General features: G+C 56.8%; 26 protein-coding genes. 15 read left to right on the forward strand and 11 right to left on the reverse strand.

Annotated elements, in window-relative coordinates:
• Nucleotides 1-50 precede the first annotated feature (50 nt).
• The 3 genes from AB8B20_RS13880 to AB8B20_RS13890 form a co-directional block, all read right to left on the reverse strand.
• Nucleotides 51-1,826: a hypothetical protein gene (locus AB8B20_RS13880; protein WP_441253325.1), complete on the reverse strand. Its 1,776-nt coding sequence runs from the start codon at nucleotides 1,824-1,826 to the stop codon at nucleotides 51-53.
• Nucleotides 1,827-1,856: 30 nt separating this feature from the next.
• The gene (locus tag AB8B20_RS13885; protein WP_439072918.1) at nucleotides 1,857-3,323 is read right to left on the reverse strand and encodes an SEC-C metal-binding domain-containing protein; all 1,467 of its coding nucleotides are present in this window, start codon (nucleotides 3,321-3,323) and stop codon (nucleotides 1,857-1,859) included.
• A 636-nt stretch (nucleotides 3,324-3,959) separates the two neighbouring features.
• Entirely contained in the window at nucleotides 3,960-4,364 is a 405-nt protein-coding gene (locus tag AB8B20_RS13890) for a hypothetical protein (RefSeq protein ID WP_439072919.1), read from the reverse strand.
• Nucleotides 4,365-4,486: 122 nt separating this feature from the next.
• Between AB8B20_RS13890 and AB8B20_RS13895 the strand changes: the two genes are divergently transcribed.
• Nucleotides 4,487-6,664 (forward strand): matrixin family metalloprotease, encoded by a 2,178-nt coding sequence (locus AB8B20_RS13895; RefSeq protein ID WP_439072920.1) that lies wholly within the window; start codon nucleotides 4,487-4,489, stop codon nucleotides 6,662-6,664.
• Here AB8B20_RS13895 and AB8B20_RS13900 read toward each other — a convergent pair.
• The 3 genes from AB8B20_RS13900 to AB8B20_RS13910 all read right to left on the reverse strand — a co-directional run bounded on the left by AB8B20_RS13900 (nucleotide 6,605) and on the right by AB8B20_RS13910 (nucleotide 8,468).
• Nucleotides 6,605-6,892 (reverse strand): hypothetical protein, encoded by a 288-nt coding sequence (locus AB8B20_RS13900; RefSeq protein ID WP_439072921.1) that lies wholly within the window; start codon nucleotides 6,890-6,892, stop codon nucleotides 6,605-6,607. The genes AB8B20_RS13895 and AB8B20_RS13900 overlap by 60 nt on opposite strands.
• 140 nt (nucleotides 6,893-7,032) lie before the next feature.
• Complete coding sequence (locus AB8B20_RS13905; RefSeq protein WP_439072922.1) at nucleotides 7,033-7,563, reverse strand: hypothetical protein; 531 nt, start codon at nucleotides 7,561-7,563, stop codon at nucleotides 7,033-7,035.
• Nucleotides 7,564-7,640: 77 nt separating this feature from the next.
• Nucleotides 7,641-8,468: a phage tail protein gene (locus tag AB8B20_RS13910; protein ID WP_439072923.1), complete on the reverse strand. Its 828-nt coding sequence runs from the start codon at nucleotides 8,466-8,468 to the stop codon at nucleotides 7,641-7,643.
• A gap of 460 nt (nucleotides 8,469-8,928) precedes the next feature.
• On the opposite strand from AB8B20_RS13910, the gene AB8B20_RS13915 reads away from it, so the two are divergent.
• The gene (locus AB8B20_RS13915) at nucleotides 8,929-9,957 is read left to right on the forward strand and encodes a hypothetical protein (protein ID WP_439072924.1); all 1,029 of its coding nucleotides are present in this window, start codon (nucleotides 8,929-8,931) and stop codon (nucleotides 9,955-9,957) included.
• A 20-nt stretch (nucleotides 9,958-9,977) separates the two neighbouring features.
• Here AB8B20_RS13915 and AB8B20_RS13920 read toward each other — a convergent pair whose 3' ends face one another.
• Nucleotides 9,978-10,130 carry a hypothetical protein gene (locus tag AB8B20_RS13920; RefSeq protein ID WP_439072925.1) on the reverse strand — a complete coding sequence of 51 codons (153 nt, stop codon included), beginning with the start codon at nucleotides 10,128-10,130 and terminating at the stop codon, nucleotides 9,978-9,980.
• A 1,749-nt stretch (nucleotides 10,131-11,879) separates the two neighbouring features.
• Here AB8B20_RS13920 and AB8B20_RS13925 point away from each other — a divergent pair.
• The 9 genes from AB8B20_RS13925 to AB8B20_RS13965 all read left to right on the forward strand — a co-directional run bounded on the left by AB8B20_RS13925 (nucleotide 11,880) and on the right by AB8B20_RS13965 (nucleotide 17,608).
• Nucleotides 11,880-12,452, forward strand: coding sequence for a DUF2939 domain-containing protein (locus tag AB8B20_RS13925; RefSeq protein WP_439072926.1), 573 nt, complete (start codon nucleotides 11,880-11,882; stop codon nucleotides 12,450-12,452).
• A gap of 432 nt (nucleotides 12,453-12,884) precedes the next feature.
• Nucleotides 12,885-13,148 carry a hypothetical protein gene (locus AB8B20_RS13930; RefSeq protein ID WP_439072927.1) on the forward strand — a complete coding sequence of 88 codons (264 nt, stop codon included), beginning with the start codon at nucleotides 12,885-12,887 and terminating at the stop codon, nucleotides 13,146-13,148.
• Nucleotides 13,149-13,318: 170 nt separating this feature from the next.
• Nucleotides 13,319-13,789, forward strand: coding sequence for a hypothetical protein (locus AB8B20_RS13935; RefSeq protein ID WP_439072928.1), 471 nt, complete (start codon nucleotides 13,319-13,321; stop codon nucleotides 13,787-13,789).
• Nucleotides 13,790-14,463: 674 nt separating this feature from the next.
• Nucleotides 14,464-14,658: a hypothetical protein gene (locus tag AB8B20_RS13940; protein ID WP_439073087.1), complete on the forward strand. Its 195-nt coding sequence runs from the start codon at nucleotides 14,464-14,466 to the stop codon at nucleotides 14,656-14,658.
• A gap of 755 nt (nucleotides 14,659-15,413) precedes the next feature.
• Nucleotides 15,414-15,590 (forward strand): hypothetical protein, encoded by a 177-nt coding sequence (locus tag AB8B20_RS13945; protein WP_439072929.1) that lies wholly within the window; start codon nucleotides 15,414-15,416, stop codon nucleotides 15,588-15,590.
• A 41-nt stretch (nucleotides 15,591-15,631) separates the two neighbouring features.
• The gene (locus tag AB8B20_RS13950; protein WP_439072930.1) at nucleotides 15,632-16,081 is read left to right on the forward strand and encodes a hypothetical protein; all 450 of its coding nucleotides are present in this window, start codon (nucleotides 15,632-15,634) and stop codon (nucleotides 16,079-16,081) included.
• A complete protein-coding gene (locus AB8B20_RS13955) occupies nucleotides 16,078-16,521 on the forward strand; it encodes a hypothetical protein (protein WP_439072931.1) in 444 nt (147 codons plus the stop codon). Before AB8B20_RS13950 ends, AB8B20_RS13955 begins: the two co-directional genes overlap by 4 nt.
• Before the next feature lie 14 nt (nucleotides 16,522-16,535).
• Nucleotides 16,536-17,258, forward strand: a complete 723-nt coding sequence (locus AB8B20_RS13960; protein ID WP_439072932.1) for an SOS response-associated peptidase — start codon at nucleotides 16,536-16,538, stop codon at nucleotides 17,256-17,258.
• Nucleotides 17,255-17,608 carry a hypothetical protein gene (locus AB8B20_RS13965; RefSeq protein ID WP_439072933.1) on the forward strand — a complete coding sequence of 118 codons (354 nt, stop codon included), beginning with the start codon at nucleotides 17,255-17,257 and terminating at the stop codon, nucleotides 17,606-17,608. Before AB8B20_RS13960 ends, AB8B20_RS13965 begins: the two co-directional genes overlap by 4 nt.
• Before the next feature lie 91 nt (nucleotides 17,609-17,699).
• Here AB8B20_RS13965 and AB8B20_RS13970 read toward each other — a convergent pair whose 3' ends face one another.
• Together AB8B20_RS13970 and AB8B20_RS13975 are read right to left on the reverse strand one after the other, a co-directional pair.
• The gene (locus tag AB8B20_RS13970; RefSeq protein ID WP_439072934.1) at nucleotides 17,700-18,005 is read right to left on the reverse strand and encodes a DUF1214 domain-containing protein; all 306 of its coding nucleotides are present in this window, start codon (nucleotides 18,003-18,005) and stop codon (nucleotides 17,700-17,702) included.
• Nucleotides 17,995-19,089 (reverse strand): DUF1254 domain-containing protein, encoded by a 1,095-nt coding sequence (locus AB8B20_RS13975; RefSeq protein WP_439072935.1) that lies wholly within the window; start codon nucleotides 19,087-19,089, stop codon nucleotides 17,995-17,997. The genes AB8B20_RS13970 and AB8B20_RS13975 overlap by 11 nt, the downstream gene beginning before the upstream one ends.
• A gap of 184 nt (nucleotides 19,090-19,273) precedes the next feature.
• Here AB8B20_RS13975 and AB8B20_RS13980 point away from each other — a divergent pair, with 184 nt between their 5' ends.
• The 4 genes from AB8B20_RS13980 to AB8B20_RS13995 all read left to right on the forward strand — a co-directional run bounded on the left by AB8B20_RS13980 (nucleotide 19,274) and on the right by AB8B20_RS13995 (nucleotide 21,467).
• A complete protein-coding gene (locus AB8B20_RS13980) occupies nucleotides 19,274-19,594 on the forward strand; it encodes a hypothetical protein (RefSeq protein WP_439072936.1) in 321 nt (106 codons plus the stop codon).
• Nucleotides 19,595-19,774: 180 nt separating this feature from the next.
• Nucleotides 19,775-20,704 carry a non-homologous end-joining DNA ligase gene (ligD, locus tag AB8B20_RS13985; RefSeq protein WP_439072937.1) on the forward strand — a complete coding sequence of 310 codons (930 nt, stop codon included), beginning with the start codon at nucleotides 19,775-19,777 and terminating at the stop codon, nucleotides 20,702-20,704.
• Nucleotides 20,704-20,895 carry a hypothetical protein gene (locus tag AB8B20_RS13990; protein WP_439072938.1) on the forward strand — a complete coding sequence of 64 codons (192 nt, stop codon included), beginning with the start codon at nucleotides 20,704-20,706 and terminating at the stop codon, nucleotides 20,893-20,895. The genes ligD and AB8B20_RS13990 overlap by 1 nt, the downstream gene beginning before the upstream one ends.
• A 278-nt stretch (nucleotides 20,896-21,173) precedes the next feature.
• The gene (locus tag AB8B20_RS13995; protein ID WP_439072939.1) at nucleotides 21,174-21,467 is read left to right on the forward strand and encodes a hypothetical protein; all 294 of its coding nucleotides are present in this window, start codon (nucleotides 21,174-21,176) and stop codon (nucleotides 21,465-21,467) included.
• Nucleotides 21,468-22,906: 1,439 nt separating this feature from the next.
• Here the strand turns inward: AB8B20_RS13995 and AB8B20_RS14000 are convergent.
• Together AB8B20_RS14000 and AB8B20_RS14005 are read right to left on the reverse strand one after the other, a co-directional pair.
• Complete coding sequence (locus AB8B20_RS14000; RefSeq protein ID WP_439072940.1) at nucleotides 22,907-23,269, reverse strand: flagellar biosynthesis repressor FlbT; 363 nt, start codon at nucleotides 23,267-23,269, stop codon at nucleotides 22,907-22,909.
• 104 nt (nucleotides 23,270-23,373) lie between these two features.
• Nucleotides 23,374-25,674, reverse strand: a complete 2,301-nt coding sequence (locus tag AB8B20_RS14005) for a DUF1522 domain-containing protein (protein WP_439072941.1) — start codon at nucleotides 25,672-25,674, stop codon at nucleotides 23,374-23,376.
• Between the last annotated feature and the right edge of the window lie 162 nt (nucleotides 25,675-25,836).

The following is a 25,836-nucleotide window of genomic DNA, read 5'->3' on the forward strand; positions in this document are numbered from 1 at the left end:
ATGGCCCAGAAGCAATGGGTTTTAGCTGAGACGACCAGGCGGTGGTTGCTTTATTCGACGTTGGTGCGGCTCAGGAGGTCTTCAAGGGTGCTTGCTATAGTGCCGAGTGCTCCGATAACGCCGTCCATGACGAAATCCAGCGCCCTCCCGTAACCGGCGTTCACATTGGCCGTATCGAAACCAAGTTGCTGCAGCGCCGCGAGGCATTTCTCAACTGTCTCGTGCGCATCCGCAATGCGGAGGTCGTTGTTCAAGAACAAGGCCGCCACAGCCTCGTTACGATCTTTCCAGCCCTCGCGTTCGTCGCGAGAAGCAAATGCATCGCTTGCCTCTTCGTGGACATTCAGCGCCTGCGTCACGTTGAGCAGCGCTTGCAACAGCTTTAGGCTTGCAAGGTCTTTGACTGCCGCTCTGGGACAGCCTGCTTTCTCCAGTAGCGACTTTAGATATCCGTTGGGAATACGTTGCCAGACCTCATGCATGCTCTTACAACGAGCAAGAAAGGCCTGCTGTGTCATATCAAGGGGCGCCACCTGCGCCAACCTACTGAGCGCGGGATACGATGCCCATCCGTTAGCGGCGATTTCCCTGCGATCAAAACCTGTGATCTCAATTGGAGACTTATCGAGACCAACGAGAGCCCCCAATTTAGAGAGACCGTCGCCCAAGCGCAGAAGAGCGTGGACAAGACGGTCTACTTTCGAGGCGATATTCTCTTCGTTCAAATCGTGTTGGGCCGCAACGGCTGCAGCAACCGCAAATGACCGGGCGTGGAGTATTTCGCGCTCTGGCTTTGGTTTATACAGCTCTCTTATGGGGACCTGGATCAGATTGCGACCGACGCGACGGCATTCCGTGAAGCTCCACTCGCCTCGGTACGATGGACTGCTGTACCAGTGCCCCCAAGCGCGCCCTGGCATGGTGTCGTAGAAGGCGCTTTGCTCATATTTCTCGAGAAACCGATCATCCAGGTAAACGAGATCTCGCATCACCAGCGAATCGGCGCGAGCATGGGTCATCGGCTGGTCGACGCCAGGCCATAGGATGCCCTCAGCGGTTTGCTCGGGGCAAAGCTGTGGCCATACCGCTTCCACCGACGCGGTCAGTTGCAACAGGAGCCCGTCCCGGTGCTCGCGAATATCAAGTTCATACCATGGCACGCCGTCGGCGGGTTTAAGCACGACCTGGCGCTGCTGCTGCATATGAGCCCGGACCTCGGGAGTGTCAGCAAGCTGAGCCGAATAGTAGAAAACGCGGACGCCACGCGCGCCACGAAGCCAGAGGTAACGGCGGAGATATTCGTTGGTCATGCGCCAGAATACGGGCCGCTTTAAGCTCCAGTGATAATCGCTCGACACCTCGCCCTCGGCAACGCCGAATTCAGGCAGTCCCAGATCGTCGTAGACCAGGCGTTGCTGATCGTTGCCGACACATCGAGGGCTCAAGCCAAGAGTCATCCAAACCTTTTCTGCCAGGTTGTAGCTAAAAAACGATCCATCTCCCCAAGCTGCCACGATGTAATCATGACCAGAAATCGACGGGGTGAATTGCGCCTCACATCCAGGTTCGTCACCGAAAGGAACGGAGTATTGGACCACCCCTTGATCGGCTTCACGCACAGTGCCGATCGGTCCGTCGGCTCCAGGAACTACGGCCATCTGTAGGTGTAGACGTTCTGCGTTCGGACCGTGTTGATCGATCTGTAAGTTAGCCGCAACGTCAACCATCACACGAGGAGATAACCCGACAGGCGCTAGGAGGTCTCGCAGCCTTTGCGGCATGACATGCAGCGGGAGAGGGAACGCATCAGCATAGTCAAAGGGCATTGATGTTCATGTTCCTTGAGTGAGTTAGCACTAGCGACCAAGGCAACACCTTTTGTATTTGGCGCCGCTGCCGCATGGGCACGGAGCGTTGCGACCGACCTTCTCAGCATTCTTTGCTCTGGTGCGAGGCGGTTGAACGAAGCGGGTCACTCGATCATTGTGCTGGCGCAGGTTCTCGGTCTCGAAAAAGTTCCAGTCCTTGTTCCGTTCTTGGTAATGCTCTTTCGTTTCCGAAGTCCACGTCTCGCACGGCAAAAGGATGAAGTCCTCGGCGTTCGTGCCATCAGAGAATTTTGGGGCATCAATTCCAATGCCTATGACCTTAACTAGATTGGTGAATTTATTCTTTGCAGCGCCGCAGGCTGTCTCCAGCACGTCTCGGCGCTTGTCTCGATAGTCGGTCTCCGCTCGATAGCTTGCCGGAGCACGCAGTTGCATCAGAACATAGCCGACGTCCGCTTGTATGGATGGAAGGAAGGTCACCTGACGCGAGAACTCGCCGGCACCTTCGGGAAACCGTTCGACCGCAGAAAGCATTCGTTCGGCAATGCCCCGGCGCATGAAGCGTGGTTCCTTTACCATCTCGTAGATGGCGCTCTGTCCAGCATAGATGTTGGAATTCCCGCCGAGGAGGCCAGCCAGGCTATTCCGGCATGTTCGCTGGATCAGGTCGTCCCAGAAATATGAGATCTGGTTCGCATCCTTCGTATGCTTGTAGACGGCCGAACGCACGAAATCGTGCCATTCGCCTTCGCCGATCATCACACCATCAAAGCCCGCTTTCTGCGGGCCGATTATGTGCCGCTTTTCGCTCTGATCGTAGGTTGCTAAGTAGTGGGCAAGCAGGTCTTCTTCACCGCAGTACGATAGGTACCGAAACCGATTAACAGTCCGCACTTTTTCATCAAGGTACGCGGAGAAATCACTTACCGTGTCAAGCTCGCCAAGGACTATCGGCATATTATGGCTGTCGAAGATATGGACCGGGTTCGTCCTGTCGATGCCAACATGGAACGGGCGCGAAAATGCGTCGCTGTCGTCGGTGTAGGTGATCGCTAGACTACCGTACACGTTGTCTGGCGACGCGCGCTCGCAGGCCTCTTTTGCACCATGCGCAACGACGATTTTGTGAATGATCGCCTTTGCCGGGTCGATGGCCAGAGGAAATGCTTGGGAGAGCTTCGCGTCCAAGAAGACTGATCGGCCGCTGCGTATGTAGCGCTCTGCTCCGTGCGCGGTTTTCGTCTGGCGGTCAATCACGCTCCGCTTCCAGCGGTTCCAGACGACCATCGGATCTTTATCTGGCGTGTCTGGCAAATGATTTTCGCGATCGAAGAAGATGAAGACATGGTTGTCGAAGACCGCGAGCAAGTCGCATAGCTCATGCCCGTCGTCTTTGTATGGGTTTGGGTAGCTCCAGAGGCGCAGGAACGATTTGTCGCAGAACTGCGCCAGGAGGCGCTCCGTCTCCGTCACTCCAATGGATTGTGTGTTCAAGGGGCTCTCACACTTCGTTGTACGATCGCTGTAGAAGGCGACTTTCGCTGCTTAGAAGACGGAACTAGCGAGCATCTTCCAGAGGTTTGGGTCAAGGTAGTTTGCTGCATTACGCGATATTGCGCCGCTTTCCGGTTATCTTAAGCTCCCCACCGACAAGTCCGTGCCGTGCCAAAGCCCTACCCCCACCAACAAACTTATGCTAGCGAGTCGGAACAAGCGCTTTTGCGTCCAGAACAGCCTGAGAGGCCGAATAAGAGCGCTGCCGTTGCGCGAAGCATATTAAGGCAGGCAGGTGCGACACGGCCGCTACGCCCTGGCTCGGCGGCATTTGACAAACGCGAATCACACCTGACCTTGTCGCTGCCACCGTTTTGAACGCGAGCAGAAATGACAACGTGAATTTCTGTTGCCGACCGTCATTGCGATATGTTTATCCCTCACATGCGTTTGGATCAGCGTATGTAGGCTAGTCGGACGGCTAATCGCCACCGGCGAGGCATTGCCGTTTTTGGCGCTAGGGCTCTGACGACGATAGAGAAGGCCGCCTGAGCGATTTTGACCTACCAAGGTGAGGAACACCTCGTCAGCGTCTCGACCACGTCTGCCGACGTCATCCCAGTCGCGATCGTGACCCTATCGCACAATCGCGCTTTTCGCCGGATCCTCGGGCTCGCCGGCCAGCAGCTCGGCCAGGTGCGATGCTTCGCCCGGCAGATACGCCTTGGCGGTGCGCGCCAGCGCGGCCCGGTTCGCCGGGTTGCCGTTCTTCAGCAGATCGGCGGCGAGATCCGGATCGAGCAGCGCCTTGTCGAGCAGCTTCTCGATCGCCTCGCCCTGTGCACCCCTGACGGCCCTGCGAGCCGCCACGGAGCCGAGCGCCGTCAGCATGAAGCCGAGCGACGTCTGACCGCGCTTGTAGGCGTAGAACCGGCTCTGGATCGTCTCAGGTGTCAGGACATTCGAGATGCCTTGCGTCGTGCCGGACGTGTTCGGCGCCTTGCCGCGGGAGCGGAGATCAACGCCCTGCAGCTCGCTCAATTCGGCTTGCCGCCCTGCCTCCCCAATTACCTCCTTGAGTAATGATCGAATTTACCTGGTGTTATCGCTGTTGATGCAGCTTCTCCAAGAATTCACGTAGTTCGATCCAGCGGGGAAACGTGGTGGCTTATTCGATATCCCTCGAAGGCGAGAAATGGGGGTCAACCGCGATCGGTTCCGGCGGCGGAACCATTACGTGGAGCTTTGGCATTGGCGCAGGCAATTTCTTTTCATGGGCCAATTCCACGTTCGCAAACTTTTCAGCCGACATCAGCGCTGCTTTTGCGCGATGGGAGCAGATAGCGAACCTAGATTTTGTACAAGTAGCAGACAGCTCGGCCGTAAATATCCGAATCGGAAGCACAGGTATTGATGGCCCCGGCCAAGTCCTGGGACAAGCCAGCTACAGCTACAGCGGGTCATCATTTCGCTTCGCTGAGATCGGCATCGACAATGCTGAACAGTGGACCGATACGACACTCTACGAGGTCGCGCTGCACGAAATCGGCCACGCGATTGGTTTGGATCACCACTCGGGAGATCCCTCGATCATGGGCGCTTACCTAAATCCAGCGCTCACCGACCTCCAGCCATACGATATCGCCGCTATCCAATATTTGTACGGCCCCGCTGCGCTGCCGCCCGTCCTCACCGCGAGAAACCTCACTGAGGCGGCAAACTATACTCCGATCTCGCTATCGGCGCAGCTCACATACACCGACGTGCGCCCAGCTGTTTCGTGGCGGGTTCAAGACATCTCGAAGGACGGACTAAAGGCCCTTTTGCTCGATGGAGTCCCGCTGTCGGCATCGACGCCAGTCACCTTGACGGCCGCGCAATTCCAAAAACTCACGATAGCCACGGTCTATTCCGATCACGAGATCTGGGTGGTAGCGAACGACGGATCGTTGAGCAGCGCGCCGGTCCGTTTTACGGTCTCGCCCTCACAACCTCGCTCTGTGCCGGTTGTGACGGCTACCGATTTCTACGAAACGGCCGGCACGCCGACCTCATCGCTCTCGGCACATTTAACTTATAGCGACGCCTTTCCAGCTGTGAGCTGGCGAATTCAAGATGTCTCATCAGACGGAACGAGTGGCTTGTTGCTTAATGGCGCGCCGCTCGTGGCTTCCGCGCCAGTCACACTGACTGCGGCGCAGTTTGCCCAGGTTTCAATCGCTGCGGTTACATCCAGCCATGAGATATGGGCGACATCTTCGGACGGCATTTACAGCAGCGCGCCGGTCCATTTTTCGGTGTTACCGGCCCCAAGACCGGTTCCGGTGCTGACGGCCACCGACCTAAATGAACAACAAGGAAGCGGGTCGGTCGCTCTCTCCGCGCAACTGTCTTATGGGGGTGACCCGTTGCCGGCGGTGAGCTGGCGGATTCAAGATGTGTCGACCGATGGCAGTAGCGCTCTTTTACTGAACGGAGTTCCCGTCACTGCTGCTTCCCCGATCACGCTGACGGCCGCACAGTTTGCCCAAACTTCGATCGGCGTAGTGACCTCGCATCACGAAATATGGGCCACAGCATCTGACGGTTATCTCAGCAGTGCGCCCGTACATTTTGGAGTATCGGCACCCGTAATCACACCGCCTTCGGTCACGGCAGTCCATCTGCAAGAGGTAGCTGGCGCCCCACCCATCCCGCTCGCCAGTCAGCTTACCTTCCATGACAATCTGTCAGCGGTGACGTGGCGAATTCAGGATGTCTCTAGCGAAGCAACAGGTGCCCTTTATCTTGCCGGCACCCCACTGAATGCATCACATCCGGTCGACCTGACTGCGGCACAATTTGCGCAAATAACCATTGGAGCAGTTAGAGACGCTCACGAGATTTGGGCGACTGCATCAAATGGTTCGCTCAGCAGCGCACCAGTGCACTTCTCAGTGAGCCCGGCTCCGCATGCTATCACGAGCGCGGCGATTTCTTCCGATCCGACTTCGGTCGACGGCACTCACACCGATCAGCTTTTGGCGATGTCAGCGGCTAAACAGCCAGAGCAGTTTGTCTTCAAAGCGGTCTCACATGTTGACGGCTCTCCCGACGCGGCACCGTCCCCAAACGTTGTCGTGAGCCACGACAGCAATGGTTTTGTCTTCAGCCATGAAACTGAATCAGTAAACATGGGCTCCGGCGACGACCATGCTCATCATTCAGGAGCAGTCAACTGGCACGCGCTGATGGTGCACGATCCGATCGTCGAGATGCAGTTGGAAAGCCATGAACATCGGCTAGCGCACATCAATATGGCGCACCCGAGCAACGATGGGTACATCCTCGGGCACAGTTGATCTGCGCGGTTCAATGACTAATCGAGCCTCAGTGTACTTGAGTGCGAAAAACGACTGCAGCTTATCGAATATTTCCTCTCGGAAGCGATCGATCTCCCACGAGAGCGCGTCGCTAAATCCGGCGGCATGTTGATGAATAGTGCCACGGTCTACGACAACATCGACCAACCGGCCGCCAACATCAGCTTTTCCGGAAAGCGCAGTACCATCCCATTCGATCTTAGGCATCAGAATCACCCTACCACTTGGAGCACAGGTGACTAAAACAAGTTCAGTCGCGTGTGTAACAAAATAATGCAACAATATGGAAAACACCTCGCAGCCACGCTGAGAGACGAGACTCATCAGACACAGCCGTGCGCTCTTGGCTAGTCGATTAGCTTGGCGAAGCGGCGGACCGTGACCTCGCGATCTTCGTTGTCCCGCAATCTAAGTTTCACATCCAGGTAGACAATCGTGCCCCTCGGCAGCGCGGCTTCCTCAGGCACAACGACGTAACAGAACCACGTGGCTTGACCTTGTCTCGGGATTGTCTCGCCATTGTTGACCGGAAGGGTTAGCGGCTTAAATCGGGACTCAACGATGTCAAATCCCGGCACGGGCACTCTATCTCTTGCGTTTTCAGCAACTGGCTGTGTTGCCGCACCCAAGTGGTATCCGTTCGGTGAAATCAATGTCACCGAGTTGATCGTTGCATCCGCGTACTCCTTATTCTGAAACTGAAAGCGCAACGCAAAATGCCGCTCGATGCCGGGCCGAGATACACTAATCGCGATGACGGGCAGTCGGCTCTCTCGCTCGGCCTTCTGGTCCTTCACGTATTGATAGATTGCAGAACTGGTCGAGACCGCGAGGGCAAGCAATGCAAGACCGAGTGTCCAAAAGTCTTTGGTTTCCATTCCCACATTTATGCCCTGCTCTAATTCGATATTTTATCGTAGCATACTGACATAGAGCCGGCCAATTGGACGGCCGATTAGTATTTGATGCACACCAGCTTCGCGACGTTTTTCGGTCGCGTCTCATCGCCCCCGGTCGAGCCGGTGTCAACGGTCTGCACGTTGGCAACACCTGTATACGAGCCGCCTGACTGCAAGTTAATGAGCGAAACCACGCCCATGCCGCTCTGATGATTATGCACCTTGAATGCATCCAACTGCAGTTGCCCTAGGCTGCGCCCGGGATCGACGCCGGCACCGTTATCGAAACCCCGGATGAAGTACCCGCGGCTGTCGGGGATGCGAAACGTGCTGATAATATCCCCTGTGGAAAAGGCGCCGAGATTGGCCCCCCACGCAGCCTCGGAGACTAGATTTCCCGACGTTTGAGCGAAGGCCCACAGCCGGGGGAAATCCGCGCGGTTAAGCACAGCGCCGTTCTCTTTAATCGTGCCGGTCGGCGCGACGTTGCCGTTGACATAGATGCTCGTGCCTACGGGCAGCACATCGACGTTCGTCAATTTCGAGCCGTCGATAGCCGGCAGCTTGCCCGAACCGTCGATCTCCACGACGTTGCCGATCGCAACGCCTACGTCGCGCACCGATGCGGTTCCGAGCCCCAGATTGGTGCGCGATGTCGACTGACTGCCGAGCCCGTCTAGGTTTCCGGCCTTTGTGAGATAGCCGGTCAGATTGACGGTCGCAGCGGCGGCCTCTGCGAGCAGCCGGGCGTCGTTTGACGCTATGGCCGACAGCGCGGCATTCAGGGCCGACGCTGCGGCCGCTTCGCGATCAGCTGCCGTGCCGGCCACAGCCGCGGCCACAAGCGCCCCGTTGGTCGGATCGAACGTGATCTGCAGATCCAACGCCAGGCTGCCCGATGCGTCAAACGCGACGGAAGGCTATTGCGCGTGCAACAGATCTCGGACGGCTCCTTCTCGCACCGCCATCATTCCCGAGGCCAGACTATCCATTCACCGTTCAACGCCTGCGTAATGATGCCGACTCCGATAATTGGGCCTCCGGCGTTTCTACGTTCGAGGCCACTCTCAGGCTACGCAAGACATCGATCAGATTGACCAAAATACTTGCTTTGATACGTTCCGCACCACGCTCGGGCTCAATCTTGATTTCCCTTTGGGGCTTCAGCTGAAGTAGCCAACGGATTAAATCGCTTTAGTCGGGCCCACGGGGCTTGATAGACCGCGCGATACCCTCGGCGTATTGCGGCGCAGAAGAAAACATCTGGCACTGCACCGGTCCAATTTCTGCTTGCGCCGTTACCAACGGGTGTTAGCATTCAACTTCAAAGTGTGGAGGCCGAAGATGTTGACTCGTCTTTTCATAACGGCAGTCACTATCGCACTTTTCCCGCAAGTGGCCGCGGCGCGTGACGAGTGTAAGGACGTCCTGATCAACAAAGTGATGGACATTACTGATCTCAAGCAAACTCGGGAAATAACGCTTGCAGTGCTTGCTCGAACATCGACTTCAAAATCTGATGCTCAAAGTGTTCAAACAGGAGCCAAATTCCCCATCGAAGGGATTCCTGTGGAGGGGCAAGGAAATTGGGCACGCTCGCAAAAAAGCGAAATGTCAAAATCCCTCGATCTCGATTTAGCAGTTCGGGAGAGTGGCTCACTTCTCATGCTTAGTGGACAGGCAAAAATCGTTTCCGCTTGGAAAGACTGCATGTTGCAGAAAGGTGGCGGTCTAGGTACCTATTTCGAGCCTATAGGCGATGGTGCACGCCAAGTTTTTTTTCACCTCGAGTACATGCAAGACAGCCTTAAGAAAGGCAAGCAGCAGCTTCCTCTCACTCTTATGAATGACGTTTTTCTGGACGCCAACGTGAAAGCCCTTGCTGGCGAAGAGTGTTTTAAGAAGGGCTTCGTTATGAAGCCAGGCGAGGAGTGTACCGTCCAGATGGTCGTTCCCTCAGCCTGGACGGTAGTTCCGATTGTAATGTCATTCTCATCATCGGAAGATGGATCAAAGTCATCCATTTCAGACGTACTACTGCCTCGCGTGTCTCCCGTTGTACAGACAGTGGCTGTATCGCTTTCTATACCCGAAATTTATTCGGTCGGAGGGGTCGCATCTAGCCCGACAAAATGTTTAGACGCTCCCCAATCCTATTCATTCGTTGCCGGGCCGAAAATTATTCCGAATGCTCGTGGAGCAGCAGCGACCGCGAATTCTTGCGACGCATCTTACACATTCAACGAAACTCAAACGCGAGTTTGTATTGATGCCCGCATAGCTCGTACGCCACGGGCGCCCGCTGACTACTACTGCTCGTGGCAAATCGAAGCGGTTGCTGCAACCATTGCTATGTTCCCGCCAAAGCCTTGAGATAAGATCGAGGCAACTGATCAGATGTCATGATCGAGCGCCTTCGCATGGCGAATGGTGGGTGTGAGCAGCTTCGTGAGCAGCATCAGGTGGCAGTACGTCGATGAATTCGCATGTCGATGAGATTCAAAGTCTTCCATCTCTGATTTCGTGCGGCGCTCTTCCTTGTGCATTTTCGATCCACTGGAACAGGCGAAGTTGAGTGCTGGTACAGCGTACCTACAAACTCAGGTTCCCGTTCCCGAATGATTTCTGGCCCAGGAGTTGACATTCATCATGACGCTCTCTTGGTTGCTGAAACAGCAATCGCTCTGCAGCGGCGGCGCAATATTCCGAGTTTGTACGGGAGCCTCACGCGTAGCCCGATGACGAGGGCCAGCCCGAGACCTTGAAGGTGGTGCGTACCTGCAAATCAGCTTCTCCGGTTAAGGGGCGCGAGATGCGACAATTAGTGATGTTCAGCATAACCGTAGCAGGGAGGAAGTTTTTGGCGACAAAGCAGGTGCTGTTGGCCATCATGGTAGCCACATCGTCCACATTGATGAAAGATTATTGAGAGGCGATTGGCCCCACCCCGGCCCACAAAGGAGCGGAAGCTAATTGGCAAGTCAAATGTTAGGGCGCGCTGATGAACAGGCCTGGAGCATTTTTTCTTGTAATTCTGCTGGCGCTTGGCTTTTCTACAAGGGGCGACGCTGACGGTGCTATCGAAGGATGGAAGCAAACGTACCTGCTGCCCGACCGCCTTGGCCACAAGCTCAATCTGAGACGGGATGTGGCATGCACAATTGAGCAAGGACGCACCTGTCAGAAAGTGTCCAATACCTGTGCATCAGCGTGCCGGAAGCTTCTCCCGAAAGCTTACGTCGAATGCATGGATATCTGCAGCTGCAACTACTACCATTGTAAGACTGTTTGCGGAGATGATGCCGCGATGCCCCAATCCTGTAGGCAGTGATGGTCCAGCTTGCTCGCGTTCTAGCAAATGGAAACTCTCGGGGAGATGGGTGCTTGAGCTTACATACCGATGTTCGTTCCGGGGCTATACGCGCCAGTTTGAGCGAACCTCGACGACCTTTGTTTTCCCCCGGGAGCGGAAACTTTCGGAATAAGCATGGCACGGATAAGAAGTGATGGAAGCCGTCCGGCTCACCAATGCTTCCGTTGCCTCAAGATGGAGTTTTGTCTCGCTCGACTAAGTAGGGAGGATCGCCCACATGAGAACAATTGTATTACTAAGCTCAATCATAGCCATTGTTTGCCTGCCCACTTCGTTCGCTTCAGCACAACTTTCGGCAATTGCTTGCTCGGGAGACAGTAGGCATCCATGCCCTTCGCTGGGCTCTGATTTCTTTGCGCCAACTCAAAAGAAAAAACATGCGTCACCCGATTTGATTGCGACGAACTACTGCAATGGAAAATGGAGCGGGGCAGGCAAGCCACCGGGTCGAGCGAAAGCGACCGTTCTGGGGCTGGATATGCCCGGTGGCTGCTGTGGTTACAGGCTGATACGCATAGATTGTTTCGACTAAGTGAAAGACACGGTTGCCCAATATGTTGCAGTCTTCTGGGTAACCGACGCGAGGGATCATCGATTTAATGGGACACTATGACGAAGCCTGTTGGTACACCATTGGTGCCGTAGCCACATCGACGGTGTTGGTTCTCTCTTTACAGCCACTTCGACGATTGCGGCCAGTGACGTTGGATAACGCTAAGATGAACCGGTCACCGCATCAGACAGCCGCCCGGCGTCATGCCCGGGCGGCTTGTTTTTGTCTCGTTTGACTATGCTCAACGGAAACCAGGTGCCCTCATGATGGCATCCCAGATGGAGAGGCGCGGCATCACGTCGCGCTTTCCTTTGGAACATGCCAGGGACCTTCGAGCTTACGTCCGATATCATCCGAGAGATTGGGCCCATGCGCCGTGTCACATTGATCGTATTGACACTTGCAATTTTTACAGGCGCCTACGTCACATCAATGGCGATCTCAACTTCGCGTTTTGTCGATGCGGTAAGGGCCGGAGATGGCGCAGCGGTACTGGCCCGGACAGATCTTGACCGATTGAAGAGATCCCTTACCGAGCAGATCATCGATGCTTACCTTGAGCGCGTCGGCAAGGGCGCTAAGCGAACAACGGTGCTGCTAGCCAATACCTACGGTGCCAGCTTGGCTGACGCTATGCTGACGAAACTTCTTTCCTCCGAAAATCTCAAACAACTTTTAAAGACTGGCAGCGTGGGCGACGGCGCTGAAACCTTCACCCTTCCTCCACTCACTCAAATTGACGCGATGGATGCATTGAGATTCATCCCCCGTCTGTTCCCAGTCAACATTGCTGAGATCGGCATCCGGCTGAGCGACGCTCACAGTGGCGATGATTACTCCGCGATTAGCTTTCGGTTCGATGGAGCGGGATGGAAGCTGGCGACGATAACCCTTCCGAAATCGAGAACCCGAGAACTTGCTGCGTCGCTCCCCGTAAGATAGGGGTGCAACGCTCCCACCCTTCGTCGCTTGGTCGCGATGCTCAGCTAGACAAAAATCGCCGCCTTCTTCGACGTGGAATAATTGCGGGGAAGTCAGAAGATAGTCGCATATTGCTCGACTGTCCGGTCTATTTTGGGAACAGCGGGCGGCCTTGTTATGCAAGTACTCGACGATCAACTCGGCCGCCGGCAAGTCGGTGGCATCCGGATCGCTGTCGAAATGGTTCCCTTGAAGAAAAGCTCATGAGCGCGCAATTTAAGACTCAAGTCGGAATTCGCTACGAGAACTCTGGTTATTCAATAGTTGAGCCGATCGATTGCATTTTTGAGCTGCTTTGACCACCGCGCTCCACCCTATCGGTCTGACTGAATTTTGGAATAGGCGCCCTGAACGGCGCATTTACAGACATTTTCCCAGATGCCGGAGACTAGCATGACATCGGATGACCCCGCGGCCAAACTTCGCGAATTGACTGAGAGCGGAAAGTTACGTGACGACCGGCTTCGCGAAGCCCAGGCAGTACTCAGCCGACAGGTCCAGCATGAGGAAGCGGAGCGCAAACGCAAGCACTATGGGCGTCAGTTAATAGTCGTTTTCCTCGTCGTGATCTGCGTCTTAGGCGGCGGGGCCTGGGCAGTAAAGAAGTTGCTGGGTGCCCATACTGTATTGACGCCCTCTATCAACAATTCAAGATGACCGCGCTTTACCGTTAACATCGATCAGATGTCGCTCAACATTAAAATGCTGAAAGCGCCAGACCTTCGTTGTCATAGGATGGCGGCGCGCAATCGTGTCTGCGTTGACATATCGCCACCATGGATGCACCCGCGCCCGAGAGCGCTACTGACTGCTGACCAAAGATCGAAATGCATAAATCACCGACGGAATATTGCGAGCTTTACGGTAAGGTCAACGCGTTGATTGGTACTAACCGGAATTCGGTTCTCATCGGCTTGGACGGCCGGTGTGGAGCAGGAAAATCGACCTTGGCAAGCTGGCTTGCGTGGCAATTTGGAATGCCTGCGATCCATCTGGACTTATTCCTCTCAGGAAAGGATCCGCTTCGCTGGAAGGTCGACGATATTACGCGTTGCCTGACGGCACGAGGCGATAGGCCGCTCATTATTGAAAGCATCCTGTTGCTGGACGTGCTGCGGCAGGTAGGGCGGAAAGCGGATTTTCTTGTTTTCGTTGAACAGATCGACGGATCAACCCGTGTGCGGCCGCCGGACAGCGACGACCGCAACTCACCCCATTCGGTTGACGGTCAGGTCGACGCTTATATCGAAAATGAGGCACCCGCCACGAAGGCTAATCTTCACTTGCGATGGGGCTAGGCCACGCCCCTGGCAATCAGGATAACGCCCGCCTGCCATCCGCTAAAATGGCGGGATGCAGGACCATCTTTTCGACCTTCTAACCTCGGGCATTTTCTCTTCGGCGTGGTGCTGATCCTTCAGAAGCACGAGGAGCCAAAGGACGGCTCTTACTGATGCGCATATGGGTACTGGCCTGTTTCCGACCTCAGTGGCCTAGTTTGAAAATGGCAGTGGCCTGATTTACCAACAGGCCAATATGGCCTAACATCGCCGAATGCAGACATCGGACCCCACTGAACCTGGCTCAACAGATCGCAATCTGGACTCGTGGTTCGAGTGCATCGATTGCAGTCATATTTTCAAGTGGAGTGCCGCTGTATTCCAGTTCAATGAGCGGGCTCAAACTGAGATGGACTGTTGCCCCAATTGCGGCGCCGCTTCGTTCGAATTCATGCCAGCCTCACAGCCCCCAAATTAAAAGGCCGCCTCAGTGGGCGGCCTCTTTCATTCCTCGTCAGGGTCGCGCCCTACGCGTTGCGCGGCCAACCGGCGCGGCGGCAACCGCACCAGCCCCGATCAACCGCCCCGGGGATGAGCCCGATGCGAATGGCCTTCCAGCAAATATACGCCCGGCAAGGCTGATTTGCTAGAGTCTCGCACAGGCCATCCCTTCAACCCGAAGGATGAGCTTCGTGAACGTACTCCCCCGCGAAAAGCAGATTGAAGTCATTGCCGCCCTTTGCGAAGGCGTCGGCATACGCGCGGCTTCGCGCCTGACCGTTGCAGCGTCGAAGCCCCGGCTCACCCTCCGTCGTATTGAACTGCTCGATGTGGCACTCGGCGCACTCCCCATTCCCAGGGAGAGCGCATCGCAGTCGAGTGGCTAAAAGGTTGAAAACAGCGAGCGGCCCAGTTCGGCGAGTACGAAGTTGGGGTGAAAGAGGCCGCCCACTGAAGCGGCCTTCCCTCAATTACAGCGCTTTACGCACTCGCGTTGTGCAGCATCGCAGGCCGCGATACATTGTGTTCCTGAGCCGGGGCAGCGAGAGCGACAACTTATATTTTCCCCAGTGCAGTTGCACTGCATCTGAGCGAGGATGATTTTCCCGTTTTGAATTTTGAAGTTGGTCGAGTTAGTCTCCGCTGCCGCAGGGCAGGCTACCATCACTGCAATAACAATACCGAGAATGAAGCGCATTGGCGTCCTCCTCCGAATGTACAGCACACCGGATAGTTCCGAGAGGTGTCAGCCTAGCTGGTTTTTCAAACTAAGCCACCCTCGTTTCCCAACGCCGATTTAGGTCGGAAAACGCACGGTTACCGTTGCAGTTGCGGATGAAAACAGGTCGTTTCAGAAACCGCCTTGTTCAATTTCAACCTGAGCGGACTCGACTTTTGTTCTCTCTATGTTCTAATTAACAACATGAGCGATAGACCTGCAAGCTGGCGGATGCCGACGCCTAAACAGATGGAAAAGCTGGCCTCCATGCCAAGCCGCCCACCTGACCCGCCTTGCCCGGCCCTGCGGACGATCTGCCGGAGGCGTACTGGGATTCCATCGTCCGGGATCCGCGCGGTTAGATCCGCACCGGCGTGCCCGTCCAGCAACGTCGCCTTTCGGAAATTCCCCGGCATACTGCGAATGACCTGCCGTCGCTGCGATCGGATCGTGGAGATCCAGACCGTCGATGCCGTGCGCGTCTACGGCGCCCACGCGATCTGGAAAGATGTTGGGATGAAGCTGCTCGACGACGGCTGCCAAGAACGCACAGGACGCCTCGAGGAGGATGTCTGCTGGCCGTCCTTTGAGATGACGTAGCATTTTATTTTCCATTTTGACCGTCACGCTTGGACGCCCATATGGCTCCGAAATATCACCCCACGCCCCTATCCGGCGGCGACCGCAAAGCTCTCAAAAAGGAGCTGACGAAGGCGCGCGGCGTGACGCTGATGCTCGCGCGCCAGGCGGATGAGCTGCGGGCCAAAGGCGAGTCGCTGATCCGGGACGCCGACAAGCTGTCGTGTGAAAGCTGGAACGAGCGCATGTGGGCGGACGGCGAGCCGATCGGTCCGTCGCCGACGGTCGATCAGGCAATCAATGGCGGCTTTCCGTGGCTCGAGATTGAATGCTCAAGATGTCGGATCAAGCGCGACGTCAGCCTGGCTGTACTCCCGCATGTCGACACGACATGCATCCACGATATCGCGACCCGCCTGCGCTGCGAACAATGTTCCATCGGCGGCAAGCGGCCCCTCGCGACATTGCTGCAGTTGGCGCCCGGCCCACGGCATGGTGTGGAGACGCCATGATGCCAGAGCCGACACGGAGACGCACCGATGATCGTTTTGAGACCTGGGAAATCTGCTACGGCGACGTGCAGGTCGGTGCCATCACTCAGCAAGAGTGGGATCCGAACCCGGTGAGGTCTGGCATCTGGAAATGGTCTTGCGGCTTTTACCCGCTCCATCGGGATCAATGTTTCAGGGGCAACGCGCCGACCTTCGAAACGGCTCACGCCGCATTTTCTGTCGCATGGAAGGTCTTCTTGCCACAACGCACCGAAGCTGAATTCGAGGCTTCGCGCCGGCAGAAACAGTGGACGGCCAACAAATACGCGCTATGGGATGCCGGCTATAGGGATTTGTCTGGGTCGGTCCAATGCCCGTGTGGCGTGGCATTCACCCTGCGGATACATGAAGAGACCATGGCCCACATAGCTCACATCACCGGACGAGCACCGGGCACGTAATCGACAGGAAGCGCATGTGCAATTTGTATTCGATGACGAAGAACCAGGACGCCATCCGCCGGCTGTTCTCCTTCGACATCGACAGCACCGGAAACTTGCCCGCAATGCCCGGCATCTTTCCTGACTATCCAGCCCCGATCGTGCGCAACAAGGCCGACGCGACCGAGTTGACGCTCGCGCGCTGGGGCATGCCCTCCTCGCAATTCGCCCAGATGCAGGCCGCTAAAAAGCGCGCCGCCAAGCTCCAAGACAAGGGCATGCAGATTGACTTTAAGGAACTGCTGCGGATGGAGCCCGACAGCGGGGCGACCAACATCCGCAACCTCGACAGCAAGCACTGGAAGCGATGGCTCGGTGTTGAATCGCGGTGCTTGGTGCCGTTCACATCCTTCAGCGAGTTCAATAAAGCTGAGGGTGGTGACATCTGGTTTGCGTTCGATGAGACGAGACCTCTCGCGTTCTTTGCAGGAATTTGGACCAACTGGACATCGGTTCGTAAGGTCAAAGAGGGCGAGACCACCAACGATCTCTTCGCCTTCCTGACTACCGAGCCAAACACCGAAGTCGGCGCCATCCACCCAAAAGCCATGCCGGTGATACTGACCAAGCCAGAGGATCTGACGACGTGGATGAATGCTCCCGCCGAGGAGGCCATGCAGCTGCAGCGCCCTCTTCCCGACGGCGCGCTAAAGATCATCGCCCGTGGCAAGAAGAAAGACGAAGCGCCTGCCCTATGAATTACGACGACGAACTTCGCATGCGTCCCACCCGTCTCAACGGAGATGTCGCTGGTCCCAACGACTATGTGGTGATTTGGCGAGGCATTACCGTCGGCCGCATCCTCCAGCAGCCAGGCACGCCAATGGGCAAGCCCAACTGGTTTTGGGGCGTCAACCTGCCCGGCCAGCCGCAGCCGGCCGCGCATCGCGGTATCTGCAGCGACATCGACGAATGCAAACGACGGTTTAAGGTCGTTTGGTCAGGACTCAGGCCGGGCATGACCGAAGATGCAATTGACGCCGCACGGAAGGCAGAGGCCCGCGCCGGCACCAAGCCGAAATGGCCAACAGGCAAGGGATACTCATAAATCGAGGATCATGAGCGAGACTCGACGCATGTCTGCTAGCCGTATTGCAGACTCAAACCGGATATCGCCTTGGGTCCGAAACAAGTGAACCTCAGTTGACCCGCTTGATCGCCGGCAAGCGGTACGAACCATCCAGCACAGGCGTTTGTGGCCCATAGAAACGGAATGTGAGGTTGAAATTTCCGGTCGGTGCCGGGAGCCAATTCGACGTATCTGCGGGTTTGTCTTTTTGGATCACAACAGTCAGGGAACCATCGGAGTTTTTCTTCAATCCCTCTGTAGTGCTGCCAAAGCTATAACGGCCGAAATCGTTCTCCACGAAAAGCATATCGCTTCCGTACATCGCCAAGTTCCAGAACGTTGCTACCGGCGGCAGCTTGCCAGCGTCAAAATGCAATGCGTACGCCAGCCAGTTGTTCTCCCTTATCGTCCTCGCTTGTATTTGGATAAAGAACCTGATCGGGGAGCAGCGCACCCAGCTCATACTTCACAAGTGCGGCGCGCAAGGCTGGGTCGTAGCCTGCTCGTCCGCCTGCGAATGTGTAATTCCAACCGTTGGTCTTTTCACCGGCAGCGGCCCATTTGCTATCGATGATTTGCGGAGCAGCCCTTGCGGCGCGCGCCAGACCGCGCTTGGTCGGTTCGTCCAGACTCTGCCATTCGAAGCCATTGCCGACGCTCAATCCGATCTGACGAAACGATGCGACAAGCGAGCTGGCTGAATCTGCGGAAGTAGGAAGGCGTTTTCTCATTGCGTCGCCAAGCTCGTCGAAGAAACGAATTTCTGCCGGTGCCTTGCTCTCAAACAACGCCATAAGAGGTCTTGGCTGCGGTGGTTTGTAAGCCAAGCCCGATCGCAAATAGGCTGAAAGGGGCATTAAACGAAAGCCGGTTTGCGCCTGGACCGCTTTCGGCAGGTCGGCCGCTCCACTTGCGAGTATGCGAACAGCAACAAGACCTATCTTCGTCCGCAGCCTTATTTCAATCATTTCACCGGGAGGACTTCCGATGAAGTCGGGGCCGGTAATGAGGTAGACTCCCGGCTGCGCCGGCTTGCTGCCCCCGATGATATGAGCAATTTCGTCGAAGGAGTCTCCGATCTGCACGAGATACCACCTCGGCTCGGATAGCGCCGGGACAAAAACAACAGCCGGTTCTGCGGTTAAATCCACGGTCCCGTAAGCGTCAATCGTTACGTTATTCGGCGTAACGACAAATTTGTCCTTCGCCGTTTTCTGCTCCGTGAATTTTCTAAAATCATTGAGATACGTGCCGCCGACCTCAAGTCCCTTCGGGGTGCTGCGGCTGTAGTAGTGTAGCGGGTAACCCCACAGGTAAGCTTGCACACCAATGGTGTACGCTATTTCCTCGCGCGCTTGCTCGGACGACATCGCTGTCGTCACGGCGGATTGCGCAGGCGCCGCGTTCGGAAAGACCATTGCGACAAGTGCCGCGACAACAAACCGAATATGGCCCGTCATGGTTCGCTCTCCCGTTTGACGTGCTGAGAGTATATTTATCAATTGGAAGGTCAACGTCCGCTTTATGGCGAAAACTCGATTCAAACCAATAGGTTCTGGAACGATTCATGTGAACGGAGCTTGAATCCGCCGTCAGTTGCGTCGGAGTTCAAGTATGCGTCAGTCCCGTTGGACACCATCCATCGTGCCGAATATCGGCGATCAGAACGTTTATCTCGTTCTTGACTGCTTCGAGCGATCCGGATGCGCCTGGCGCGAAGCCGACGCTGGCGAAACCAACCTTGAGACTGTCATCCGCGACTTGATGTCCGGACGGTACAACGACCCTCAGCAGGTCATCGCCTTCAACACCTTCGAGCATTGGGCCGACGACGTTTCAGAAGATGTTGCGCGCCAGATCCAGCGCCGCGCTGATGCTGCCCATCAAGACCTGAGCTCCTCGATCGAAGACTTCGTGCTGCGTCACGCCGGCCGCGAGCGCCAGTTGAATTTGAGGCTCGCATGACCGACCCCCGTGCCGTCCGCTATCGGCGTCTTGCCTTAGCGGAAAAGGATCCGGAAAAGGCTCGCCTGCTCCGCTTGCTCGCTGACGAAGCTGAGCAAGGCATTCTATGCGTGTCGCAGCAGAAGGTGAGAAGTACCGCCCCGCAGGCCACTCCGGTGCCCGAAGCTCCTAGGCCGTAAGATGCCTTATCCCAAACCGAAAGTCCCGGAAGGTGGCGTGAAAGCGGCCTTCCCCGGATTCGTTGCGCCAGCGCTCGCTTCTTCGATCGGTAAGGTGCCGTCGGGTGACCGCTGGATACATGAAGTAAAGTTCGACGGCTACCGCGTGCAGTTGCACATCGCCAACGAGGGCATTCACATCTACACGCGCCGCGGCCACGACTGGACGGAGCGTTTCAAGAAGATCGCGACTGATGCTTGGCATCTGAAAACCAAGTCGGCAATCATCGACGGTGAAGTCGTAGTCCCGGCCGAGGATGGCACAACAGACTTCGCTGTCTTGCAGAAAGTCTTGCGCGCCGGCCGGCCCTCCAACCTGCTTGTAATGTATGCCTTCGACCTCCTGTATTTAAACGGCTACGACATGCGTAAAGCGCCGCTGGCAACGCGAAAGACCGAATTGGAGAAAGTGCTCAAGGGCAGCGATATTCTGCTCAGTCAAAGCTTCGATATCGACGGCGCGCACATGCTTAAGACCGCATGCGAGATGGGCTTGGAAGGTGTGGTCTCGAAGCGACGCGATAGCCGCTACACATCCGACCGGACTGACGCCTGGGTCAAGATGACATGCCGACAGCGCGAGACTCTGCAGATCGTCGGCTTCGCTTTGAAGGAAAATCGCTTCGACGGTCTCTACGTCGGACGCCAAGACGGCGACCGACTGATCTATGCAGGCAAAGTCGACCACGGCTTTACGCCCGGCACGGTGACCGACGTTCGCAAGCGCCTCGCTCCATTGGTGCAGAAGGCTCAAGCCTACAGCCAGAAGATCAAGAAGCCTGACGCCGTCTGGGTAAAGCCATCCCTGCTGGCGGAGATAGAGTATCGAGCGAAATCAGCCGAAGGGAAGTTACGGCATCCGGTGTTCAAAGGATTCCGCGAGGATCTGTAATGCGCGATATCGACATCATCACGAAGGCCATGGAAGACGCGCAGGCCGTGTTATCGGATTACATAGAGCCGCGACCTCGCGACCCGAAAGCCGTTCTGCAGCGAATGCTAGAAATCTGGGACCGCGACGAGGTGGTCGCTGCTCAGGAGCGTTTGATTAACGGCTATGGCGAGTTGAGGATTGTGAAATGAGACCCCGGTCGTTGAGCGATCGTCTTGGATCGCGAAGTGAAAAGCTTCGACTTAACGATGGGTTTGTCCGCGAGACATTTAAACTGCCCGTGGAAGACGCCAGGCGGCGAGCGCGCGCTTATCTCGCAGAGTTTCCGGTGGAGGCATATATGACGATGATAGAACGTTTCCGGCCAACTGCTGATGGCGGCATTGAATTCACAATGCGAAGGCTGCCGACTGCCGATTAAGCTACGCTGCCCCATCTCATTATGCCATTCCGTCGCGGAGTTTCGTTTATGTCATGGTCTGCCCGTTTCCCCGAGCCCATTGCCCTGCCCGCTGGCGGAAAGCTGACTACCCTTGAGGATGCCGGCGCATACATCACCCGATTGCCGAGAGAGAAGCAGGCCACAAAGGAGTGGCAGAACGCGGCGCATGTCCTGATCCAGGCTGCCGACCATGGCGGGCCGATCGAGTTCGCACGGCTTGGTATATTGCAGGCTCTATGGCCCAAAGGGACGCCGGTCTACCACTCGGTCGATAAGGATCCTAAGTGGCGCAACCGCCCCAAGCTTGTGAGGGATCGGTGATGCGGGACATCGACATCATCATGAAGGCGATGCACGACGCTCGTGCCTGCCCTGCAGCGCCTCGTTGCGCATATTTCGACGTCTAAGATCGCTCGATGCCGATAAGCGCAGTTTTGTCGCTTGGATCCGGACCGCGTTGATAGATCGATCGAGATCTTTTGCTACGTCCTCAGCCGATTGTCCGGCCATCAGCATCGACTTTAGTCGATCCACGTCGGCCTCTGTCCACTTACGACTGCTCGGGGGTTTTAGCTTTATCAGTCTTCTCATTCGCAAATTTTTAGCAAACCCGGAACGACCCTGCCAAGCCCCCTCGCGGGATTTCCAGACGCCATGCTGTTCCGCTTTAACCGACTGAGGCTTTTTCTTTCGCCGCTTTCGAAAACGAGATCCTCAACTCATCGCATCCATGCCCGGCGCTTTCGCTTTGTTGAGGGAACCTAGAACTACTACTTATCGTTGGCTTCGAAGCTGCCGCTCTTTGGCAATTCGTCGGCAAGATCAGGATCAAGGGTATTCGTTGCCTAGTTATCTCAAATCGGGACGTTGGACATTCGCGGAGCAACGCGAGCTCGACGCAGGTCTGAAGGCAGGCAAGCCTATCGAAGCTCGCCGCTGACCTTCATCGCAGCGTAACATCGGCACATCAAAAAGCGCGTGAACTTGGCTTCGACGAACCGCTACCCGTTATTACTGCCGCTCAGCTTAAGGCAATCGACGAGGCCGCGCGACAGCGGTCAATGTCAGAGAAGTGCCGAGAGCTTGCGCTTCTCGCGGATTGCCAAGAACTTCGCGACCGCTTGAATGCTATGGCAATCGAATATTACGAGCAAGCATGGGCTGTTGAGGCTCGGGCCGGTCTGCCTTTGACCAGAGATCCATCCGGCGCTCTTCCGCGGCAAAGCGGGGCCGGCGCACCGTGACAGCGCCTTTGGGCCCGGCCTTCTGATGCGACTGCCGTCCGTTGCCGCAGCATTCCAAAGACTAAGGTCGGCCACTTCCAACCGCGTGGTCCCGCGCCAATAAAACCGTTCAGCGCGCATTCATTAGACTGCATCTAACTCGCTTGCTAGACGCACGATTTGGCAAGTAGGTGAGGAAGATGTCCTTTGACCCGATGGCCGCAGCAGTTGATTGGCTCGATGCTTATCGCTCCGGCGACCTTGAAACAATTCTCGGCCTTTATTCCGACATCGCAACCATCGAGTGCGGTTGCGGCGGCGCGACGACTATCAACGGCCGCGAGGCTTTGCGCGTATATTGGGAGCGACGCCTGCGAGATTATCCAGCGGCGGACTTAGACGATCTCCAGCCTGCCCGTGAGGGTGCAGCCGTCACCTACGCCGCGGCTCCGGCGTCCGCGCTGACTTCGAATTTGATGCTGCGGGGCAGATCTTCTTCCAGAAGTGCGGACCATCAAGCTAATGCGTCCGCGAGCCTCACACTGGCTGCTCAACGAGCTTTCGATACTCGCGCAGAGCACCGTAGAACGAGCCGGAGGCAATCTTTCTATTTGCCTTTTCCACAACGTCCATCGCAGACGGGTCAGCCCTAATCAGCGCCTCAACCGCGGAAAAATACGGTTTGGGATCTACTGTGACCCCTAGGTAAAGGCTTTGGACCGAAAGATACACGCGTTTCGCCGGCGTGTTCGCATCAGCGTCCGCCATGGTGTGCGCTTGGCGCAGCACGGGCGCTGCCCCTTCGATTGAGAACTTCGCCTGCAGCGGGTGAATGTTAACGACACGGGTGTCGCCAATCATGAGCCACTCTTGCGGCTCCATCGTCATTTTAAGCGGCATGAGCAATCTCCAAACCGCAGTTACGCATCGCGATGGTTAAAAAAAAGAAAACGGCGGGGCTTTCTGCCCCGCCGCCTGGTTTTCGTATGATCAGTGCGCCGTGATTAACGGAGCAGTTGGAGAACGCCCTGCTGCGACTGGTTGGCCAGCGACAGCGCGGAGACGGCGATCGACTGGCGGGTCGACAGCGCCTGGCTGTTCGCCGCTTCCTCGTTCGTGTCGGCCAGGGTCAGGTTCGACGCACCGGTCTGCAGCACGTTGATCAGGTTCTTCGAGAAGTCCTGACGGGTCTGCACGATCGAGAGGTTCGAACCGAAGGCCGAAGCCTGGGCACGCAGCGAGGACGATGCGACGTTCAGGGTGCTGAGCACCTTGTTGGTCGCGGAGTTGTCCAGGAAGTCCGTTCCCGAGGTCAGGCTCGACAGGCCGAGGCCGGCCGAACCGAAATCGACGCCGGTGATGTTCAGCGTGGACTTGCCGGTTTCGTTGAACGTCAGCTTCAGCGTGTCACCGCCGAGCAGGTTGACGCCGTTGAACGACGCGTCCTGCGCGGTGGTGCTGATCTGCGTCAGGATGCCGTTGAACTGGTTGACGAGGTTGGCGCGGGTGGCCTGAGCCGTCGCGTCTTCCACCGGATCCTTCGGAGTCGAGAAGGTCAGCGAGTCCTTGAGCGTGCCGCCCAAGGTGCCGCCCGACTTCACAGAACCGAGCGTCGATGACGCATAGTCGTTCGAAGCCGAGATGGTCAGCAGACCCTTGGCATCGACCGTGGCGGTCATGTTGTTCGCAGCCAGCTTGTCGTTGAGCTGGTTCAGCGACTTCACAGTGCCGTTGGTGCCGTCTCCGAACGTGACGTCAACCGCCGTGCCACCGTTGAACGACGAGAAGCTCAGGGTCTTGCCGCTCACGCCGCCATCAGCAGCCGAACGAGACGCATTGAACGACATGTCAGTTCCGGTAGCACCCTTCAGGCCGAGCGCCGCCAGGGCGTTGCCAGTGCCGGTAATGGACAGGTCAGACGTGGTACCCGTCGAGAGCTTCAGCGCGCCGCTTGCGACCGATGACGCGGTGTTACCAGCCGGGGTCGTAACGGTTGCGACGTTGGTCGCGATCGTTGCTGTTTTGACACCGGTGGCAAGATCGATCGCCGACAACAGATCGGCAACCGTCGCGTCACCGAGGAACACGGTCGAATTGCCGGTGCCATCTGTCGTGAAGTGCGCGCCGGCCGGCTTGCCCGAACCGGTAGCGATGGCGGTCACGTCGTCCGAACGCTTGCTGGAGAACGTGATCGTCTTGCCGTCGACGGTGAGGGTCGAACCAGCCTGAACCAGCGTGCCGAGTTTGCCAGCCGCAGTTGCGGGTTCCACGGATGCCGTTGCAGTGCCGCTACCGACCGACGCGGTGAGGCCGAGAGCGTTCAGCATGTCTGCCTTGCCGCTGATCGACAGACCAGCGCCCACACCGGTCTTGAGTGTCAGCGCACCCGCCGGAGCGGTGCCTGCAGTCACGGAGCTCGCAGTGCCGCCACCGAGCGTAGCAACCTTGGTGGTAGCGTCGATGCTCGTGATCGTCTGGGCGCCGCTTGCAACGTCGATGGCCTTAAGCACATCGCCGATCGTAGCCACCGACGTCGTGGCATTGTTGCCCATGTAGACGGTCGAGTTGCCGCTGGAGTCGGTTACGGTGTTCGTGCTGGTCAGGCTAGAACCCGACGCAAGGGCGGCTGCACCTGGGACAGCGGTGGCGCTGAAGGTAATGGTCTTGCCATTGACCGTCAGGGTCGAGCCGTCTGTGAACTGCGTTGCCGCCTTGGTGCTCAAAGCGCCTGTTGCGCTGGCTGCGTCGTAAAGCAGCGTACCTGCCGAGAGCGCGACGGTACCGCCGGTGCCGTTGTTAGAAATCGACGCGCTGGTCAGGGTCGCCTGGGCTCCGCCGAGCGTGGTCGAGCTCGTGATGGCGGTGGTGCCGGCGGCGGTGCCGTCGAACAGAACACTGCCCGTTGCGGTAGCGTTGGAGTAAGTGGTGGTGCCGAGCAGGTTATCAGCCGTCGCGCCGGTGATCGTCGTGGAGACGTTCGACTTGGTGGAGTAGCCGCCCGTGGTCTGCAGCGCCTGGTTAGCGATCGACTTCGCGGAGTCGACGAGCTTCTGCAGCGAGGTGATGCCCGTGTTGGCAGCCTGGATGATCTGAACGCCGTTGCCGATGCCATCAAGCAGGTTGTTGATGTCGCTGGCGCGGTTGTTCAGGCCCTGCGCGGTGAAGAAGTTGGTGGGATTGTCGAGCGCCGAGTTGACCTTGTTACCGGTCGAGAGGCGGTTCTGGGTGGTGGAGAGGAGGTCCGCGGTCGACTGCAGTGAGAGCAGGTTCTGACGGACGGAGGACGAGAGTGTAATGCCGGACATGTTTGCAACCTTCTGTTCGCAACAACACGACTAGATTCTTCTAGTCTGTCCGTGGACCATGAGGCGCAATATCTAAGAATTGATGAAGCGCACGGTTGCAATACGACTGGTTCCGTTGAATTTGCTCGCCGGGCCAAGAGTAGTTAATCAATGGTTATTGAT

It is taken from the genome of Tardiphaga sp. 866_E4_N1_4, from assembly GCF_052076075.1.
In the GTDB taxonomy this organism is placed as follows: domain Bacteria; phylum Pseudomonadota; class Alphaproteobacteria; order Rhizobiales; family Xanthobacteraceae; genus Tardiphaga; species Tardiphaga robiniae.

Bases quoted from the DNA above. Each gene is read 5' to 3' on its own strand.
- AB8B20_RS13880 (WP_441253325.1), bottom strand. From the start codon at position 1,826: ATGCCCTTTGACTATGCTGATGCGTTCCCTCTCCCGCTGCATGTCATG.
- AB8B20_RS13900 (WP_439072921.1), bottom strand. From the start codon at position 6,892: ATGCCTAAGATCGAATGGGATGGTACTGCGCTTTCCGGAAAAGCTGAT.
- AB8B20_RS13905 (WP_439072922.1), bottom strand. From the start codon at position 7,563: ATGGAAACCAAAGACTTTTGGACACTCGGTCTTGCATTGCTTGCCCTC.
- AB8B20_RS13915 (WP_439072924.1), top strand. From the start codon at position 8,929: ATGTTGACTCGTCTTTTCATAACGGCAGTCACTATCGCACTTTTCCCG.
- AB8B20_RS13920 (WP_439072925.1), bottom strand. From the start codon at position 10,130: ATGCACAAGGAAGAGCGCCGCACGAAATCAGAGATGGAAGACTTTGAA.
- AB8B20_RS13925 (WP_439072926.1), top strand. From the start codon at position 11,880: ATGCGCCGTGTCACATTGATCGTATTGACACTTGCAATTTTTACAGGC.
- AB8B20_RS13930 (WP_439072927.1), top strand. From the start codon at position 12,885: ATGACATCGGATGACCCCGCGGCCAAACTTCGCGAATTGACTGAGAGC.
- AB8B20_RS13935 (WP_439072928.1), top strand. From the start codon at position 13,319: ATGCATAAATCACCGACGGAATATTGCGAGCTTTACGGTAAGGTCAAC.
- AB8B20_RS13945 (WP_439072929.1), top strand. From the start codon at position 15,414: ATGACCTGCCGTCGCTGCGATCGGATCGTGGAGATCCAGACCGTCGAT.
- AB8B20_RS13950 (WP_439072930.1), top strand. From the start codon at position 15,632: ATGGCTCCGAAATATCACCCCACGCCCCTATCCGGCGGCGACCGCAAA.
- AB8B20_RS13955 (WP_439072931.1), top strand. From the start codon at position 16,078: ATGATGCCAGAGCCGACACGGAGACGCACCGATGATCGTTTTGAGACC.
- AB8B20_RS13960 (WP_439072932.1), top strand. From the start codon at position 16,536: ATGTGCAATTTGTATTCGATGACGAAGAACCAGGACGCCATCCGCCGG.
- AB8B20_RS13965 (WP_439072933.1), top strand. From the start codon at position 17,255: ATGAATTACGACGACGAACTTCGCATGCGTCCCACCCGTCTCAACGGA.
- AB8B20_RS13975 (WP_439072935.1), bottom strand. From the start codon at position 19,089: ATGACGGGCCATATTCGGTTTGTTGTCGCGGCACTTGTCGCAATGGTC.
- ligD (WP_439072937.1), top strand. From the start codon at position 19,775: ATGCCTTATCCCAAACCGAAAGTCCCGGAAGGTGGCGTGAAAGCGGCC.
- AB8B20_RS13990 (WP_439072938.1), top strand. From the start codon at position 20,704: ATGCGCGATATCGACATCATCACGAAGGCCATGGAAGACGCGCAGGCC.
- AB8B20_RS13995 (WP_439072939.1), top strand. From the start codon at position 21,174: ATGTCATGGTCTGCCCGTTTCCCCGAGCCCATTGCCCTGCCCGCTGGC.
- AB8B20_RS14000 (WP_439072940.1), bottom strand. From the start codon at position 23,269: ATGCCGCTTAAAATGACGATGGAGCCGCAAGAGTGGCTCATGATTGGC.
- AB8B20_RS14005 (WP_439072941.1), bottom strand. From the start codon at position 25,674: ATGTCCGGCATTACACTCTCGTCCTCCGTCCGTCAGAACCTGCTCTCA.